The 18,794-nt window shown below is 37.1% G+C and carries 12 protein-coding genes; 9 read left to right on the forward strand and 3 right to left on the reverse strand.

What is annotated here, in order from left to right; all coding sequences use genetic code 11:
* Positions 1-82 precede the first annotated feature (82 nt).
* From BKP45_RS07095 to BKP45_RS07135, 8 genes are all read left to right on the forward strand, one after another.
* On the forward strand, positions 83-496 hold the full coding sequence (locus BKP45_RS07095) for an RpnC/YadD family protein (protein ID WP_071388953.1): 414 nt from the start codon (positions 83-85) through the stop codon (positions 494-496).
* Between the two features lie 444 nt (positions 497-940).
* Positions 941-1,339, forward strand: a complete 399-nt coding sequence (gene tnpA / locus BKP45_RS07100) for an IS200/IS605 family transposase (protein ID WP_071388954.1) — start codon at positions 941-943, stop codon at positions 1,337-1,339.
* Positions 1,340-3,191: 1,852 nt separating this feature from the next.
* Entirely contained in the window at positions 3,192-4,163 is a 972-nt protein-coding gene (locus BKP45_RS07110; protein ID WP_071388956.1) for a LacI family DNA-binding transcriptional regulator, read from the forward strand.
* Between the two features lie 167 nt (positions 4,164-4,330).
* Positions 4,331-5,641 carry an ABC transporter substrate-binding protein gene (locus tag BKP45_RS07115; RefSeq protein WP_071388957.1) on the forward strand — a complete coding sequence of 437 codons (1,311 nt, stop codon included), beginning with the start codon at positions 4,331-4,333 and terminating at the stop codon, positions 5,639-5,641.
* A gap of 73 nt (positions 5,642-5,714) precedes the next feature.
* The gene (locus BKP45_RS07120; protein WP_084787674.1) at positions 5,715-6,614 is read left to right on the forward strand and encodes a carbohydrate ABC transporter permease; all 900 of its coding nucleotides are present in this window, start codon (positions 5,715-5,717) and stop codon (positions 6,612-6,614) included.
* A gap of 3 nt (positions 6,615-6,617) precedes the next feature.
* Complete coding sequence (locus BKP45_RS07125; protein WP_071388958.1) at positions 6,618-7,460, forward strand: carbohydrate ABC transporter permease; 843 nt, start codon at positions 6,618-6,620, stop codon at positions 7,458-7,460.
* Positions 7,461-7,481: 21 nt separating this feature from the next.
* A complete protein-coding gene (locus BKP45_RS07130) occupies positions 7,482-9,674 on the forward strand; it encodes a GH32 C-terminal domain-containing protein (protein ID WP_071388959.1) in 2,193 nt (730 codons plus the stop codon).
* 22 nt (positions 9,675-9,696) lie between these two features.
* Complete coding sequence (locus BKP45_RS07135; RefSeq protein ID WP_071388960.1) at positions 9,697-11,214, forward strand: glycoside hydrolase family 32 protein; 1,518 nt, start codon at positions 9,697-9,699, stop codon at positions 11,212-11,214.
* A gap of 307 nt (positions 11,215-11,521) precedes the next feature.
* Here BKP45_RS07135 and BKP45_RS07140 read toward each other — a convergent pair whose 3' ends face one another.
* Positions 11,522-12,541 (reverse strand): sugar ABC transporter substrate-binding protein, encoded by a 1,020-nt coding sequence (locus BKP45_RS07140; protein ID WP_071389076.1) that lies wholly within the window; start codon positions 12,539-12,541, stop codon positions 11,522-11,524.
* 46 nt (positions 12,542-12,587) lie between these two features.
* Complete coding sequence (locus tag BKP45_RS07145) at positions 12,588-14,297, reverse strand: methyl-accepting chemotaxis protein (RefSeq protein ID WP_245747392.1); 1,710 nt, start codon at positions 14,295-14,297, stop codon at positions 12,588-12,590.
* 725 nt (positions 14,298-15,022) lie between these two features.
* Here BKP45_RS07145 and BKP45_RS07150 point away from each other — a divergent pair.
* The gene (locus BKP45_RS07150; RefSeq protein WP_211272943.1) at positions 15,023-16,045 is read left to right on the forward strand and encodes a hypothetical protein; all 1,023 of its coding nucleotides are present in this window, start codon (positions 15,023-15,025) and stop codon (positions 16,043-16,045) included.
* A 396-nt stretch (positions 16,046-16,441) separates the two neighbouring features.
* On the opposite strand, the gene katG is transcribed toward BKP45_RS07150, so the two are convergent.
* The gene (katG, locus tag BKP45_RS07155; protein WP_071388962.1) at positions 16,442-18,658 is read right to left on the reverse strand and encodes a catalase/peroxidase HPI; all 2,217 of its coding nucleotides are present in this window, start codon (positions 18,656-18,658) and stop codon (positions 16,442-16,444) included.
* Positions 18,659-18,794 lie beyond the last annotated feature (136 nt).

Consider the following 18,794-nt stretch of genomic DNA (forward strand, 5'->3'; position numbering starts at 1 on the left):
GAGTTGTGATATCATATATTAACAATAGGAACGTACGTTCTTGTTGTCGGGTTTATCTACATCTTATGGAGTTACTTGAACTATGATAAAATATGAGGTGTATGACGTGTACAATGTTGATTATGATTCACTATGGAAAGATGTAATTGAAGATTTTTTTGAAGAATTTCTCCTTTTCTTCGCCCCTGATCTATTTGAGCAAGTGGATAGGAGAAGAGGCTTTGAGTTTTTAGAACAAGAATTGCGAAAGTTGTACCATGAATCTGAAACTAATAAAAAAATCATGGATAAGCTAGTAAAAGTGTATTTGAAAAATGGTGAGGACAAATGGATCCTTATTCACATTGAAGTACAGGGTACGAATGAAACAGATTTCTCAAAACGGATGTTTCAATACTTTTACCGTGCATTTGACAAATACGATCAACAAATTTATGCAATTGCCCTTTTTACAGATTTTCCGAACGAGAAAGCCCACTCCTTTAGTTATATTTAGGTAGCAGCTCACAAGAACTGATAGGATAACAAAAACACATATTAGTCATGTAAAATATGTGCCCTTGACGTTGAACCTTGCGGGTGTGTGTTTCTTATGTGTAAAGGCAAGTTAAACACAACCACTTACCATTCAAGGTTACACACACCCTCTTCAACGTAAAGGGACCGCATCGCTCACATATTAAACAAAGTGAACGATGCGTTTTGGGTTTATTTAACGTATAAAATATGACGCTGTTTTTGTAGAAACACCTATCATATTGAACTAATTAGCCTATCATTTTAAACCTATATTTAACTTTAGGTGTGGGATGATAGTGAGTTCAAATACGGAGTGCCACTGATAAACCGAAGGTTTGTGGTACTTCAAGTATTTGAAATTTCCTTCCTTTTTTATTGTGTACTCGTTGCAGTTTCGTTTGGTAACTGATACAATAAGTACATGGATGAATATAGAAGAACAAACACAACCGTTTCGTTATTAAACTATCATTTCGTTTTCTGTCCTCGTTATAGAAGGAAGATTTTTCTTCGGGAAGATGTAGAAAATCGTTTTAAAGCATTAGTGCAAGAAGTGTGCGANGAATTAGAGATANAAATTGTAGCTGTTGAATGTGATAAAGACCATACGCACATGTTTCTTAATGCCCTACCTAAACTAAGCCCTTCGGACATTATGGCAAAAATTAAGGGATTCACTTCAAAAAAACTAAGAGACGAATTCCCTCACCTTCGNCATTTGCCGAGTCTTTGGACTCGTTCGTTTTTTGTTTCTACCGCTGGCAATGTTTCGAGTGAAACCATTAAACGATATGTAGAAAATCAAAAGAAAAGGAATTAGAAAGGAGTTGAAACCTATGGCAAGAAAAAGTACACCAACTTATACAATTGAATTCCCTTTGCACATTCCAACTTGGCAACAACACCGTTTGGAAAACAAGTTCAAGATAGCTAGAGTTTTATATAATTCTTGCCTAGGTGAAGCTTTAAAGCGACACAAAGCTGTAAAGTCGGATAAAGAATATCGTAACCTTCTTAAAGAACCTAAGTCTAAAGAACGTGATAGTCAACTTTCAGATATTCGATTAAATTATGGTTTTTCTGAATATGGAATACATAGTTTTGTGAAGTCTATTCAAAGAAAGTTTAAAGGACACATTGGAAGTTTTGAATCACAAAANCTTGCAACTAGAGCATTTCATGCNGTTGAGAAACTCCATTTTGGTCACTCAAAAAAAGTTCACTTTAAAAANAACACTGATGATATTTCAGTTGAGAATAAATCAAATAAAACGGGACTGAGATTTGCGAATGGCAACATTCTTTGGGGTGATAAACCAACAAAAAAGAATACAAAGCCTAAAAATTGGCTNTCTATGCCTATTTCACCGAAACCTAACGATGAATATGCACATTTAGCTTTAATGGATAAGACGAAATACGTTCGTATATTAAAACGTGAAGTACGTGGTAAAGTTCGTTATTTTGTTCAACTCATTCAAGAGGGGTATCCGCCTACAAAAAGAAATCGTAAGATTTCTAACGACGAAACAAAACGTGTAGGCATAGATATTGGTACGTCTACGATTGCGATATGTAGTGAAGAAAAAGTCCGATTTCAAGAACTTGCTCCAGATTGTAAAAATGATGAAAGAGAACTAAAACGTATTCAACGTAAAATGGATAGGTCCAAAAGAAGTACAAATCCTAATAATTTCAATGAAAATGGAACCATTAAAAAAGGTAGACTAACTTGGACGTTCTCTAAGAAGTACAAGGATTTAAGAAAAAAAAGAAAAGAACTTTATCGAAAAATCACTGTTCAAAGAAAAATGGCACACGAAAACTTAACAAATGAAATACTTTCTCTTGGTTCTGATATTCGAGTTGAAACCATGCGGTTTCAATCTCTACAAAAACGAGCGAAAAATACTACACGTAATAAGAAAAATGGCAAAATCAATCGCAAGAAAAGATTTGGCAAATCAATAGCTAATCGCGCACCAGCCATGTTGCTAACAATAATTGACCGAAAACTAGGTTANCAAGGTCGTTCTTTAAAGAAAATAGATACTTATGNAACGAAAGCAAGCCAATTCAATCATATAACAAGAGAATATAGTAAAAAACAACTTTCGGAACGTTGGAATGAATTTGGAGAGTTTCTCATTCAACGTGATTTATATAGTGCTTTTTTAATAGGNAATACAAACGAAACTCTTAATTCAGTTGATGTGCAATTATGCAATACGCAATGGGATAATTTTGTGCAACTACACAATCTTGAGGTTGAGCGTTTAAAAAAATCACCAAGTAAAACTTTGCGATGGTTTGTCGCATAAAACAAACCTGATTGGTCGTGACAACGCCCAATAGAACTCGGAACGATAAGCATATCAAGAGTCTTTCTAGGCTTGTTGAGAGAAGTGCCTTGCGATTGCGCAATACGTCCGTTAATGTTTTAGGAGAAAGTACGTCAGTGCTTTGGTGGAAACTCTTTCCGAAAAGAAAGATAAGGGCACCATTGAGAAGCTTGCAAGTACCCTAGAACCCCACTGCTTTAGCTGTGGGAGTTGTCAGGTTACTGGTTAGAAAAGGTTATTGCCCTCAAGGTGACCTTTGGTATTCTTCAATTCAAATCTTCAATAGAGAAACGCTTTCACATATGTTATTCTATAAGATGAGGTGATAGCATGGCGATTACAATAAAAGATGTAGCTAAACTTGCGGGAGTAGGGATAGGGACTGCATCTCGAGTTATAAATAAATCTGGATATGTTAGAGAAGTAACAGAAAAGAAAGNNCTAGATGCTGTTAAAAAGNNAGGATATGTNCCCAATGAAACTGCGAGAGCATTTGTCTCACAAAATAATAAGATGGTTGCTTTATTTTTGCCTTCCATTCACCATGCCTTTTTCTCAGAGCTTGCATTCTTTATTGAAGATGAACTCGATGAGAACGGTTACAAAATGATGCTGTGTAATTCTGATGGCCATAAGGAAAAAGAGCTAGAATATATTAGTATGCTAAAGCAGAATAAAGTATCAGGCATAATAGGCATTTCCTATAATTCAATAGAAAATGATATAGATGATTCAATGCCCATTGTATTAGTAGACCGACATATTGGAAAAAGTACTCCGTATGTCTCGAGTGATAATTACGGTGGTGGTAAAATGGCATTTCATCTGTTAAGAGATACAGGGTGTCGTAACGTAGCGTTTATCGGTACTTATTCTAATCATTTGTATACGGAAGTAGAAAAAAGAAGAAAAGGCTTTGAGGATGCTGCAAAAGAGAGTGGAGCAAAATATACTATATACATTGAAGAGGATCCTATTAAGGACGAAATTGCATTTTTAAATAAATTTCTATTAAATTATCCCGATATAGATGGGGTTTTTGTTGAGAATGATATCATGGCTTTATTTCTAGTACAACTGGCCCTTGAAAAGAATATTAAAATACCAAAAGACCTTTCTATTATAGGGTATGATGGGATTCAGACATTTTCCCCTTTACGGCCAAGTCTAACATCAATAAGGCAACCAGTTGAATTAATGGGGAGAAGTGTTGTTAAGTTATTATTAAAAAGAATTAATGGGGAAAAGGTATTACCTGTTATACATCCAGTTGAATTTATTAAAGGAGATACAACATTTTAAAAAAAATCGAAAAATTATAAAAGAATGGATTGACAATGGAAGGGCTTTCAAATATACTCTAGTTAATTGATGGAAACATTTCCACAAAGTTTAGGGTGTTTGTTGCCCCTTTAATTTTTTCTCTAGTGTGGAAACATTTCCACTACCAATCAAGGGGGGATATAATTGTGAAAAAAGTATTTGCTTTATTGATGACTGCTGTACTTGCTTTTGGTTTAATGGCTTGCTCTAATTCCGAAAGTAAATCTACTGTTACAAATGGAGATGAAGTAATAGAAATTACAGTATGGGTACATGTTCCTGCAGATGATCCAGAAGGCTTGAATTATGCATTAAGAGTGAAAGAATTTGAAGAAAAGCACGAAAAAGTAAAAGTAACCGTTGAGCATATCGTTAAGACTGGTGAAGGAAGTGGTTATAATGATAGACTTAACGCCGCCATTACAACTGGAAATTTGCCAGATATTATTACATTAGAGAGTGTGCATACAGCTTCTTATGTTGATGCAGAGATCCTTTTATCGCTTGACGAATATCTAGACCATCATGTGATAGATTCGTATTTAGATGCAATCGTTAATGCTGGTAGTGTTGGAGATCATTTATATGCCTTACAATCTTTTGACTTATCTGCACCTGTATTCTACAATGTTGATTTATTTGAAGCTGCAGGCATAGACATTCCAGCAGATGAAAACGGTAATTGGACTTTAGATTTAGCGTGGAGTTATGATGAATTCTTAGAAAATTCGAAGATTCTTAGAGATTATATGGGGGAAGAACCGGTACACATGTTTCCTGATAATAATGGCTGGCAGATGTATGCTCACTCCCCGATTATCTTTTCGAATGATGTTCAATTAGTTGGAGAGAATGGGTTAGATACAGAAGGCTACTTAAATAGTGACAATGCTATAGAAGCCTTTAATTTTATAAATACTCTTTTTAGAGAGGGAATTGTTTCATCTACTGCTAGAGAAAATGCGTTTGCTTTAGAAAAGGCAGCCATTAGTTTTGAAGGACCTTGGATGGTTGGCGTCTTTCCTATTGAATATCCTGACTTAAATTGGTCATTAATGCCATATCCGTATGGGAAAGAAGGACATAACTCAGCACCGCATGGTAGCTGGTATGTAGCAGCAACAAAGAATACAAAGTATCCACAGCTTACTGCGGAATTAGTAGCTCACTTAACAAATAAAGACAGCGCCCTAGCTATGGAAGAAGCTGCAGGATTAATTCCTGGTCATAAAGAATTATTAGACTCATCTGAAACATATGGTGAATACCCAAGAAAATTAATGTTAGATCAACTAGCTCAAACGAAGCATGTTAAACCAAAATCACCAATCTTCCCAGTATTAGAGGACATACTTGGTGATATTGTTGAAGGTCTCGCTTTAGGTACAGATTCTGTTGAAAATTTAGTGAATACTGCTATTGCAAAATCAGAAAGAGAAGCAGTAAGGTTCAAATAAGGTGATTAATAATAGGATGATAGTAAGTATACGAACACTCGTATACTTACTATTCTATTAAGGGGAATTTAATATGAAGAGAGTATGGTATAACATAAAAAAATCTAAAAATCTAAGTTTCTTTTTCAGTACTAAAGTATTGTTTTTACTTCCGGCGTTTATATTAATCGGAATATTTGTCATTTATCCGTTAATTCTTGCGGTTGGTTATTCCTTTACTAATTATTACTTGCTAAAACCAAATGATATATCATTTATTGGAATTGATAACTATAAAGAAATTTTCAAGGACAATTATGCCAAACAAGCTTTCCTAAATTCTACAAAATACGTTATTTATATCGTTCCATTTCAAGTTGCGATTTCTTTATTCTTAGCGTTACTCATTACCAAAAAATCAAAAGCTAACACTTTTTTTCGGACGGCATTTTTTTCGCCTTATATATTATCGATTATCGTTGTTGCTTTATTATGGAAAAACATACTAGATCCAAATGTAGGAATCGTTAATATGTTCTTGGCCAATTTGGGATTTAGTAAGCTAGAGTTTTTTTCAAGTCCTGAATTAGCGCTTCCAACTATCTCTTTCATTATTCTTTGGCAAGGAATTAGCTTCCAGATGTTAATACTGCTAGCAGCTCTTCAAGATATTCCACCTTCTATGTATGAAGCTGCGGATTTAGAAGGAGCAAATGCTTGGCAAAAATTAAAATATATTACTGTTCCAAGTATAAAAGGTCAGCTAGTATTTGTATTACTTGTAGTAACGACAGGTACATTTAAAATTATCATTGAACCTTTAGTTTTAACAAATGGTGGTCCTCAAAACAGTACAACTAGTATTCTATTATACATGTTTGAGCAAGGAACAAGGTATCGCCAAATCGGATACTCAAGTGCAATAACAGTAGTATTTGCATTAATATTAATTGTCATTGCCTTTGCGCAAAGAAAAATGGTGAAGGAGGAATAGAACGTGAAGAAATTTAATGTTATTAACTTTATTAAGTACCTTATATTAATTGGCTTTACGATTCTATTCTTATTTCCAACGGTATGGATGTTCGTTAGCAGTACAAAAACAGTTGCAGAGATAGCCAATGAAATAGGGACAATCAATAGCTTTGTACCAAATTTTAGTAATATCCACCTTTGGTTTGATTCATATAAAGAAATATTTAGTAGGTTTAATTTTTCGGTTCATTTTTTTAACAGTGTTTATTATAGTTTTGTCATTGTGTTTGGAAGTTTATTTGTGAACTCATTAGCTGGGTATGCATTAGCAACCTTTGATATCCCTTTTAAAAAGTATATTACTGGTCTGCTAATCATTTTAATTATCTTTCCATTCCAGTCTGTTTTAATCCAAATATTCATCATTATTAATGAAATGAATCTGACGAATACAGTCTGGGGTTTATCATTGCCTCATATTGGAAGTGCATTTAACATCTATTTATTTATGGTTTTTTTCAAAAAAATTCCAAAAGAGTTACGAGAGTCCGCACATATGGATGGTGCCTCTGAGTGGAAGATCTTCACAAAAATTGCCGTGCCGATATCGAAGCCAATTTTTATGACTATTGGGATATTAGTGTTTGTAGGATCTTGGAATGATTATATATGGCCACTTATGATTTTTACTGAAACTGATAAGTACCCCCTTGCTGTAGCAGTAAACATTATGAATGAAACAAAACCTGTTTATTTAAATCAGGTGATGGCAGGCTTAACTGTGACAACCATTCCAATTTTACTTATCTATATTCTCGGGCAGAAATATATAATGCCACAAGATACTTCATCTGGTATTAAATAAGCAAGGATAGTGAGGTGACTTATGAAACAGATCTACAACCTAAATTTTAGTGAAGGTAAAGGAAGTATAACTAAAGAAAGTATTCGTGGCAATGTATTGGATATTGACTACGTGTTTAATCATGCAAAGTATAAGGGAAATAGTTCGCCAAGTTGGATTAAATCTCCAATTTCAGGGTATGCGCTAGATTTCGACGGGTATTCTACTTATATAAAAGACGAACCTTTAGAAATAAGTGGCTCTTTTACGATCATGGCATTCGTAGCCCCACGTTGCTTTGAGGCGTGCCATGGAGAAGTGGCTACGACAATTATTGATCAATTAGATAAAGAGAATAAAAGAGGTTTTGCTTTAAGTATATACAGGTACGGGGAAGTTCAGTTCGAGTTAGGGGACGGGACCCAGGTACATCGGTTAAGAAGTAATGAACAACTAGCTTTATTTAAGAAATCACTCATTACGGCTACCTTCAATCAAGCAACAAGAAAGGCTTCTATTTATATTAATGCCAATCCTCAAGTGGAAACTTACTCCATCAAAAAGATGCTATCAGCTACTGTACCACTATCGATTGGATTAAACAATGCACCTTTCAAAATTAGTCATGTTTTTACAGCTGGAATGTTTTCTGGATTGATGGATTTTATTCAAGTTTTTGATGAAGCGATGCCATTAGAAGTCATTCAACGGCAGTTTTTATCGGTAGAAACAAAGCTTTCTCTTGATTTAAAAGAGATTGATTTAGATGAAACGAAATTACTGGATGACCCGCACCGCCCTAAATATCATGCAATACCACCACAGCATTGGATGAACGAACCTCATGCACCATTTTACTATAAGGGAAAGTATCACTTGTTTTATCAGAAAAATGCAGTTGGTCCTTATTTCTCTAATTTACACTGGGGGCACTGGACAAGTAATGATTTAGTTTTTTGGAAAAATGAACGAACGGCCTTATTTCCCCAAAAGGGAGAATTATCTCCTTCAGGGGTGTGGTCTGGCTCGGCTGTGATAGGTCCAAATGATGTCCCGTATCTTTTTTATACATTTGCTAATTTTGAAAAGAAACATAACCAAGGCGTAGCGATTGCGGTCCCTACTAATATCAATGATATTAGTTTAGTTGATTGGGAAATGCTTCCGAATGCTGCAATCAAGCAAACTGACAAACAAGGTATTCCCTCTCAATTTAGAGATCCATTTGTTTGGAAAGATGAACAGGAAGAGTTATGGTACTTAATCATTGGCGGTGGAATTGAAGGGAAAGGTCCAACGGCTTGGATTTACACTTCTCATAATTGTGAGGAATGGAATTTTAGAGGTGAGTTTCTGACAGTTGACTCGGATCGTTATCCACATTTAGGAACGAATTGGGAGCTTCCTGTCTTATTACCGGTAAAGGATAACAAGGGAAATTCAAAACATGTTTTTATCTTCATGAGCTATTTTCAGACAAAGTCAGATGACCATGTCGATACGTACTATTTTCTTGGTGAATTTGATAAAAGTAGTTATCAATTTATCCTAGACACAAATGAGCCACAGCTATTGGATTATGGGAAATTTAAGTTTAGTGGACCGAGTGGGTTTGTGGATCCGGTGACAGGGAAATCCATTGTTTTTTCTATCCTTCAAGGAAACCGAAGTGAGCAGGATGAGTTTGATTCTGGTTGGGCACATAATGCAGGACTTCCCATCGAGCTTTATTTAGAAAATGGGGAACTAAGAATGAAACCTCTAGAAAATTTAGTGGGCCTAAGAGATAAGTTGCTAGTAAATGAAACGAAAAAATCCTTACGTGAAATTAATGAAAAGCTTAAAACAATCGATGATAAAATGCTGGAGGTTCTTGTTGAATTCGAAGACACGGAGCAAGTAGTTGGCGTAGAGCTAAAAAAGGATCCTAAGAACCAAGAAAAGACAAGTTTAATTTATTCGAAAGAAAATAGGGAAGTTTCGATAGATCGCCGTCAAAGCAGAATCGGATGGGGAGGAGACATCCAGGGTGGGGTACTTGACCTTGATCATGGCCTTATTGCCCACATATTTATCGATCATTCAGCCATAGAATGTTACTTAAATAACCGCAGAATGGTGACGAGCAGGGCTTATCCTACACTAGAAGACAGTAACGCACTCACTCTCATTGGGGATGAGAACATTCTAATAAAATCAATTAGAGTTTTTAAGCTTAAGTCCATTTGGATATAAAAGTAGAAACGGGTGATCAGAAATGACAGAAATAACGACTAAAATAATCAATACTTATAGGCATAGCTATCATCTAATGCCAGAGTGTGGTTGGATGAATGATCCAAATGGGTTTTCCTATTTTAATGGAGAATATCATTTGTTTTACCAGTATTACCCATATGACTCTATTTGGGGACCGATGCATTGGGGCCATGCGGTTAGTTCAGACTTAATAAATTGGCGTCATAAAAAAATCGCTTTGAAGCCAAGTGAAGAATACGATCGGAATGGAATTTTTTCAGGCTCAGCTATTCAGGTTAGAAACGAGCATTGGCTCTATTACACCGGTCATACCGATTCTCAGCTTGATGTTTTGTATGATGAGAATTTAATAAAGAACACAGCTGCGATTAAGTTAGAATCCGAACCCTATATTAGACAAGTGCAATGTCTTGCAAAATCAGTAGATGGTGTGACCTATACAAAATACGAAAATAATCCAGTAATTTCTACGGAACAAATTCCAATGGGCATAAGGCTTGAGGATTTCAGAGACCCTAAAGTTTGGATACAGGACGAAATGTACTATATGGTAGTAGGAGCAAAAAGTATTGAGGAAATCGGATACGTATTATTTTATACGTCAGTAGATGGAATAAATTGGAGGTATTTAAATCAATTTTCACTTGGTAGAGATTATGGCACCGTGTGGGAATGTCCTGATTTATTTATGCTGGATGGAAAGGACGTCATGCTCTTTTCACCTCAGGAAAAACCTCGTGTTGGCAATAGTTTTGAAAACGTACACTCTACAATGGTCTTGATTGGAAGCTTTAATTACTCTACCGGGGAATTTACAGTAGAGAGCGAGCAGGAATTAGATCAAGGGTTTGATTTCTATGCGCCGCAATCAATCCTAACGAAAGAAGGAAAAAGGGTGGTGATTGCCTGGATGAATATGTGGGATATCAAATACCCGTTGCATGAGTTAGGACATGGATGGAACGGGTCAATGTCGCTCCCAAGAGAGCTTTCTTTGAAGGATGGAAAGCTTATTCAAAAGCCTTATTACAAAATTGAAGCATACCAGCAAAACAAAGTGGAGCTCTCGGACTTTGTGATTTCAGGTAATTATCAAAATAATAGTCTAAATGGGACTACTCAACGGTTTGAGGTTTTATTTGACATGCAAAGTAGCAAAAAATTCACAATGGAGTTTTTTAAAAGTGAAAATGAGAAGCTATCGCTAACCTTTGATAAAAATAGAAATGAAATGATTTTGAATCGAAGAGACTCCGAATATCCTATTGAGAGCTTGAGATCGAAAAACGATTTCATAAGGAGTCAGTCTATTAACCTGTCCAATCAAGTGAAGCTCTCCATATTTTTAGATGTATCCTCGATTGAAGTGTTTGTAAACGATGGAGAATGTGTATTTACCTCTTTGTTTTTCACTAAAGAACTAGGGGAACACGTGCTACTTCATTCTGAAGGTACAACGTATATCAATAAGCTACTGAAATGGGATGTGCTCGCAGGAAAAAGGACGGAAATGTAATATAATAATTTATCCCACTCTTAAGGGGCAGTAAGCCCTCCCACCTCTACGCGTAGCGTAGGTGGGAACTTCCATTCAGGTGGAGTTAGAGACTCCATCTGAATTTCCGATGTTCTAGCGAAGCTAGAACGAGTTCTCTTTCCAGGGTGGACACCGTTCCAAACCTAAATGTAGACGAATAATCAATCTATCCGTCAGTATTTAGTAGAAGCCGCGTGGTGTCAAATACTTTTGGGACACCGCCTTTATGCGCTGCCAAACGCACAAAAGGGCTATCTCATTTGAGTGAGATAGCCCTTTTGTGAGTCTAATTATAAATATCAGCTTCCGTTAAGTATCCATCTTTTATAATCGTTTCCTTTATGTTGTTATTCGTTACCGGAATCGGTTCTAGCAAAATCGATGGTACGTCAATTTTTCCGTTATTAATTGTTTGGTTCGTTTCGATTTCTTCGTTTTTGGCAATTTGAACTGCTATTTTTGCAGCATGTTTTGCAAGGCTCTGAATTGATTTGTAAACAGTCATCGTTTGTGTTCCATCTACAATTCTTTTTACTGCACTTAACTCAGCATCTTGTCCAGACACAGGAACACCTTGTAATCCTGCCTTTGTTAAAGCGGTTATCACACCACCAGCCGTGCCATCATTAGCAGCAATTACTGCATCAATATCATTCAAATTACTGAGAACCTTTTCCATGTTTTCTTGAGCAATACTTGGATTCCACCCTTCGGTAAACTCATCCAATACGATCCGAATGTCTCCCCTATCAATATAGGGTTGGAGGATACTCATAGCTCCTTGCCTAAATAAATGAGCATTATTGTCACTTTCTGCTCCTCCAACGTATGCAAAATTTCCTTTACTAACATGATTAAGAATTTCCTCTACTTGTAGTTTTCCAACTTGCTCATTATCAAATGATATATATAAGTCGACATTTGCATTTCTTATTAGACGATCATATGAGATCACTTTTACACCAGCAAAATGAGCCATTTCGACAATTTTAGCTGAAATTTCAGCATTATGAGGAACGACAACTAACACATCGACTCCTTCTTCAAGCAAAAGCTCTGCTTGCTTGATTTGAACATCGTCGTTTCCGTTAGCGGCAAGTGTCTTTACTCTGGCCCCTAATTGCTTTACTTCTTCTTCAAATATTTCCTTGTCACTATACCATCTTTCTTCTTTTAACGTATCAATGACAAATCCAACATACACATCATCAGCTGAAAGGTGGCTCTCTCCTATCGGTTTGGTAGCTTGTTCCTCAATATTCGAACAGGCGGCATGTATAAAAACTGAAACTAATACTAGAAGCATAAAAATCTGGTTTTTGCCCAACGTTAACACATTATCCCTCCACTTTTTATAAACGGAACTGTTTAATTATTTCATTCATTCGTTCAGACATTTTGGCCAATGTCTCTGCACTCGTTGATATATTTTCAATAGATTTTGTCTGTTCATAGACAGAAGCAGAAATCTCTTCTGAACCTGCAGCAGATTCTTCTGATATAGCAGCTATTTGTTCAACCGATGCGTTAATTTCTTGGCTTGTTTGCTCAAAATGAGCAAGAGTATCCGCGATCTCCTTTACCCCAGTAGCCATATTTGAAACTTTCTCTTTAATGTCAAAGAAATATTGGCCTGAGGCTTCCATTTGCTCTCGTCCTTTGTTCACTTCATGATACCCTTCATTTAATTCTTTTGAGACTTGAGAAGCTTCTGTCGTAATGGAGTATACAATGCCTGTGATATTCTCTACTGAATTTGATACTTCTTCTGCTAATTTCCGTACTTCTTCTGCAACCACAGCAAATCCTTTACCAGCTTCTCCGGCTCTAGCTGCTTCGATTGATGCGTTTAATGATAATAGATTAGTTTGTTCGGCAATGGACTTAATGACATGTACTAGCTCGGTGATTGAATGAGTTTTTGACTCGAGACTATTTACTTTTAGCACAGAAGCTTGGACAAGTTCGTTGACTAGGTTCATTTGAGTAACGGACGTTTTCATTTGCTTATCGCCATTTATTGAAACTTGTAGAACCTCATCTGAAAAGATAACTAAGGCTTCCCCGCTTTGATTTGCCGTAACCAAGCGTTCGTTAAAACGGCTTGTATTTTCCGAGATAATCGAGACTTCGTTAGCCTGGGTTGTTGATCCAGATGCTAATTCTTCCACTGTAACAGCCACTTGTTCACTTCCAAATTTGACGTCAAGAGACGCTTTTGCAACTTTGGCAGACTGTTGATCAACCTCAGAGGCCAAACTTGACACTTCAATAATCATCTCTCTTAATTTTTCACCCATATGATTAATTGAAGAAGATAGTTTCCCTATTTCGTCATTTCCTGTATTCTTTAATTTTTCAAAGTTTAAATTTCCTTCAGCAATCGCATCACTTGTTAAAACGATTTTATTTAAATCATTTTTTATCTTTCTACTAATAAAATAGATAAGGAAAAATGCCAGTAGAATGGAAAGGATTCCAGTCGTAACAAGAATAGTTGTTATATTATGAATGCTTTCCTGGACTCTAAGAATCGAACCAGTATTCGAATTTACAGCTCCGTCCTTTAATAGATTTGCTAGTCCAATGGTATCCGCTTTCAATTGACTCGCATTTTCTTGTAATGCTAAAAAGGTAGCTGTGTTTATTTGCAGAACATTTGGTACGATCTCGGTGAAGAAATATTCATCTAATAGATTGTTGTTTTCAACAATTTCTCCAAGTATCCGAATTTGGTCTTCATTCGTAAGATGTTGACGTAAGTTTTTCGCCGTACGAATGAAATCGATACTATCATCTAAATAGGCGTTTAATTTTTCATCATTTGATGCAACAATATACTCGGGAATGTGTAAATACTTATCTTGGTAAAGAGAAATCAGTTCTGAGGAATGAATCGCAATTTCATTAGTAACCATTGTCTCTTTCATCGTCTTACTAGTTTCTTGTAAAAACCAATATGTAACAAAAATTGTTGCTAAAAAAACTGTAGCAACAATACAGAAAATAGACGCGTATTTTCTTCCTATGTTCATGTTGCTCCATCTAAGTTGTTCAAACAAGTAATGACCCTCCAATATGTAAGATTTATTAACACTAAGAAGTATAACCTAGGCATGCTAGGATGTCACTGCGAAAAATTTTGGGTGTTTTGTCGGAACGTGTAGAACAGAACGGGAAGTCGGTAACATTACATGTTCGTCACTCTTTATTACTGAAGAAAAGGTAAGTGAATACACCTAGTGGCGACAGACTAACTTTTTACGGAATATAAACAGTTTCGTAAAAAGTGTAGAACTCATAACGTATTAACTGTAAAATTATTGTAAATGCATCTGTTGAACGGTACAAACTGAGTTTGTATAAGTTTTCTAGTGATATTAAAGGAGAGGGGAAAAATGGTAACTTTGTTTGATCTAAGAGTGAAACAAGAAGGTAAATTTTATCCCACTCTTAAGGGGCAAGTAAGACCCCCACCTCAAAACTTAAGAAAATCGAGAAGTTTAGGTGGGGGATAAACTGCCCCTAAAGGTCCGATATAGAATAACTTTCATCAGTGATAGCTGATGATTAGTTATTCTTATGCCTGTGGTATAAGTTGAACTAACAATCAGTGGGGGATGAAGGAAAACCCCCACTGATTGAAGTTCAGCTTTATGATGCCATTGAAAATCTTTATGATGAACCTTTGAACGTAGTTAAATTAGGAGATCAAATGATAACTCCGTGTACTGGTTGCTGGACATGTTGGATCAGGACCCCTGGTCAATGTGTAATGAAGGATCAAATGGCTAACTCTTATCTCCACTATGTAAACAGTGATACAGTAATTATAGTTATTGATACAGCCCAAGGGTTTATCAACCATCAAGCAAAAGCTTTTTTGGATAGGGCAATTCCCCACTACCATCCATATATAGAAATTATCGATGGAGAGTGTCATCACGTTGCTAGATATGAGTGCTATCCTGATATGGTATTTTACTTTGATAATAAAGGCTTAATCAATCAAGAAGAACAGGTTATCGAGGATTATTTGTGTCGAACTGTGTACCATTATAAATCTAAAGCCTATCGCATCGTAAAAGATGGCCATCTTCAATTGCGCGCTTTGGAACCAAAGAAGGCTAATAATACGTTTGTGGCATCTGCGGCAGTTCAATCCATGGAAAAACTAGTGATTTATAACGGTTCTCCTAGAAGGAGTGGCAGCAATTCGACACTTATTCTGAAAAAAGTTATTGAAGCCCTTGGTGAAAGGGTTGAAATTCGTGATTTGAAGAAAAGAGATAAATGGGAGGTATGGGCAGAGGATTTTAAAAGTGAGAAAGACGTTATGTTTTTCATGCCCCTATATGTTCATGCCATGCCTTCGCATGTCATGGAGTTTATCGAGAAACTTCAACCTTCGAATGGCAGTATAAGCTTTTTTGTACAATCGGGTTTTCCTGAAAGTAGTCAATCTCATTATCTTGAGGCATATTTTCAACAATTGGCTCTCAGATTAAGAAGAACTTATCTTGGTACAGCTATTAAGGGCGGGGTCGAAGGTTTGCAGATGAGACCAATGAAGGCTCAAGAAAAAATGATTGAACCAATCGTAAAGACCATTGTGAACTTAGTGCTCGAAGGGAACTTCATTCCCAAAAATATTCAACAATTATCCAGACCAGTTCGATTAGATAAGGGTATGAAAATTCTCTATCTGTTATTTACTAAATTTGGCCTAATAAATTATTTTTTCTGGGATCAACAACTTAAAAAAATCAAGCATATGAAAAAAGGTTTGACCGTCCTTACTTATCTTTAACAAAGGAGACCCCATCGGCTTAACTGTGTCAACAGCGAAGAAATAGGCTTGTCTTAAGTAAACTACAAGGACTAAAACAAAGGTAAATGACTAATTACGTTCCCTCAGACTTCGGTTAGAGGGGGTAATTATTTTGGGACCTCAAAACTTAAGAAAATCAAAAAGTTTAGGTGGGGGATTAACTGCCCCTAAAGGTCCGATATAGAATAACTTTCATCTGCGAAAGCTGATGATTAGTTATTCTTATGCCCGTGGTATAAGTTAAACTACCAATCAGTGGGGGATGAAGGAAAACCCCCACTGATTGAAGTTCAGCTTTATGAAGAGTCTTAGAGAAATTTGTTCAACTACAAGAAAAACCGCCGTTATAAATGAACGGCGGTTTTTCTAATACGCTTACTTACTTGTTAATTGAGCTTTCTTAAGGTCAGACGGTTTAAGGTCGAAGCGATCTGCATTCATTACCTTGACCCAAGCATTTATAAAGTCACGCACAAACTTCTCTTTATTATCGTCTTGCGCATAAACCTCTGCAAGAGCACGTAGAATGGAGTTGGAACCGAATACGAGGTCAACTCTTGTTGCTGTACGCACTACTTCCCCTGTATTACGATTACGTCCAACATACGCTCCTTCTACAGGCTTCCACTCTACTCCCATGTCAAGTAAGTTAACAAAGAAATCGTTAGTGAGTGTGCCTACACGATCAGTGAATACACCGTGCTCAGTGCCACCGTAGTTTGTACCTAGAACACGCATACCGCCAATAAGTGCAGTCATTTCTGGTGCAGTAAGGTTTAAGAGTTGTGCCTTGTCTACAAGGAGCTCTTCTGCACTTACACTATACTGCTTCTTCTGATAGTTGCGGAAACCATCAGCGATCGGCTCTAGCACTTCGAAGCTTTCTACCTCCGTTTGCTCTTGCGAGGCATCACCACGTCCAGGAGCAAACGGAACCGTTACATCAAAGCCTCCATTTCGTGCAGCTTTTTCAACTGCGGCACTACCGCCTAGAACAATCAAATCAGCAATGCTGACTTTCTTTTCTAGTTGATTTTGAATGTCTTCTAGTACAGTTAGCACTTTTGTAAGTTGCTGTGGCTGATTCACTTCCCAATCTTTCTGTGGAGCAAGACGGATGCGGGCACCATTAGCGCCGCCACGCATGTCGGAGCCACGGAAGGTACTAGCTGAAGCCCAAGCAGTTGTAACTAACTCGCTAACTGTAAGTCCTGAGTCTAGGATCTTTTCTTTAAGCCCTGCTATTTCTACATCTGTTAATTCATAATCAACTGAAGGTATAGGGTCTTGCCAGATAAGTTCTTCCTTTGGAACTTCTGGACCTAAATATCTTGCACGAGGCCCCATGTCACGGTGCAATAATTTAAACCATGCACGAGCAAAAGCGTCGGCAAACTCTTCTGGATTTTGATGGAAACGACGAGAGATCTTCTCGTATTCTGGATCATAACGTAATGCCATATCCGCGGTGGTCATCATCGTCGGAACACGAACAGATGGATCTTCTACATCGGGTGCAAGGTCCTTCTTATCAGGATTTACAACAAGCCATTGATAGGCACCTGCAGGACTCTTTGTAAGCCACCATTGATATCCAAACAATAGATCAAAGTAACCATTATCCCACTGTGTTGGATTAGCAGTCCAAGCACCTTCAATACCGCTAGTGATGGTGTCACGTCCAATGCCCTTGCCGTGTGTGCTTAACCAACCTAATCCTTGTGTTTCAATAGGAGCAGCTTCTGGGTCTGGACCAACATGAGCTGCATCTCCTGCACCGTGTGCCTTACCAAAAGTATGACCGCCAGCTATTAGTGCAACTGTTTCTTCATCGTTCATTCCCATACGTGCAAAGGTTTCTCGTATGTCGCGGGCACTTGCAAGGGGATCTGGATTACCGTTTGGCCCTTCTGGGTTGACATAGATAAGACCCATCTGAACGGCAGCAAGTGGATTCTCAAGCTCACGGTCACCTTTGTAACGGTTATCACCTAGCCATTCCTTTTCATTACCCCAGTAGATGTCTTCTTCTGGATGCCAAATGTCTTCACGTCCTCCACCAAAACCAAATGTTTTGCCACCCATTGATTCAATAGCAACATTACCTGCTAGAACGAGCAAGTCTGCCCAAGAGATCTTGTTGCCATACTTTTGCTTAATCGGCCAAAGAAGTCTGCGTGCTTTATCAAGGTTGCCGTTGTCAGGCCAACTGTTAAGTGGAGCAAAACGCTGTGCACCAGTTCCACCACCACCACGTCCGTCACCTGTGCGATATGTACCTGCAGAGTGCCAAGCCATTCGGATAAAGAGTGGACCATAATGTCCATAGTCCGCAGGCCACCAATCTTGACTGTCTGTCATTAGGTTGTGAAGATCCTTTTTAAGAGCATCGTAGTCTAACTTTTTAAACTCTTCTGCATAGTCAAATTCTTCTCCCATAGGACTAGACTTTCTGTCATGTTGATGTAGAATATTCAAGTTTAATTGGTTTGGCCACCAGTCTCGATTTGTCGTGCCGCTAGAATTGTTACTAGTAGCACTGCCGTGATTAAACGGACACTTTCCAACGTTAGCATGATCTTTCCCGTCCATATTTTCTCCCCCTCTTTTATGAAAATTAAGTAGTAAACAATTATGTCTCTAAGATATATATGTCTATTATCATTATAATAAACTATTATTTACATTTACAATAAAAGGCTGTAAGAATCATATAATTAAGTAACAA

This window comes from Anaerobacillus alkalidiazotrophicus (assembly GCF_001866055.1).

What these genes read in the sequence shown, in the direction of transcription:
- BKP45_RS07095 (WP_071388953.1), top strand. Translation starts at nt 83, where the DNA reads ATGATAAAATATGAGGTGTATGACGTGTACAATGTTGATTATGATTCA.
- BKP45_RS07120 (WP_084787674.1), top strand. Translation starts at nt 5,715, where the DNA reads ATGAAGAGAGTATGGTATAACATAAAAAAATCTAAAAATCTAAGTTTC.
- BKP45_RS07130 (WP_071388959.1), top strand. Translation starts at nt 7,482, where the DNA reads ATGAAACAGATCTACAACCTAAATTTTAGTGAAGGTAAAGGAAGTATA.
- BKP45_RS07135 (WP_071388960.1), top strand. Translation starts at nt 9,697, where the DNA reads ATGACAGAAATAACGACTAAAATAATCAATACTTATAGGCATAGCTAT.
- BKP45_RS07140 (WP_071389076.1), bottom strand. Translation starts at nt 12,541, where the DNA reads ATGCTTCTAGTATTAGTTTCAGTTTTTATACATGCCGCCTGTTCGAAT.
- BKP45_RS07150 (WP_211272943.1), top strand. Translation starts at nt 15,023, where the DNA reads ATGGCTAACTCTTATCTCCACTATGTAAACAGTGATACAGTAATTATA.
- katG (WP_071388962.1), bottom strand. Translation starts at nt 18,658, where the DNA reads ATGGACGGGAAAGATCATGCTAACGTTGGAAAGTGTCCGTTTAATCAC.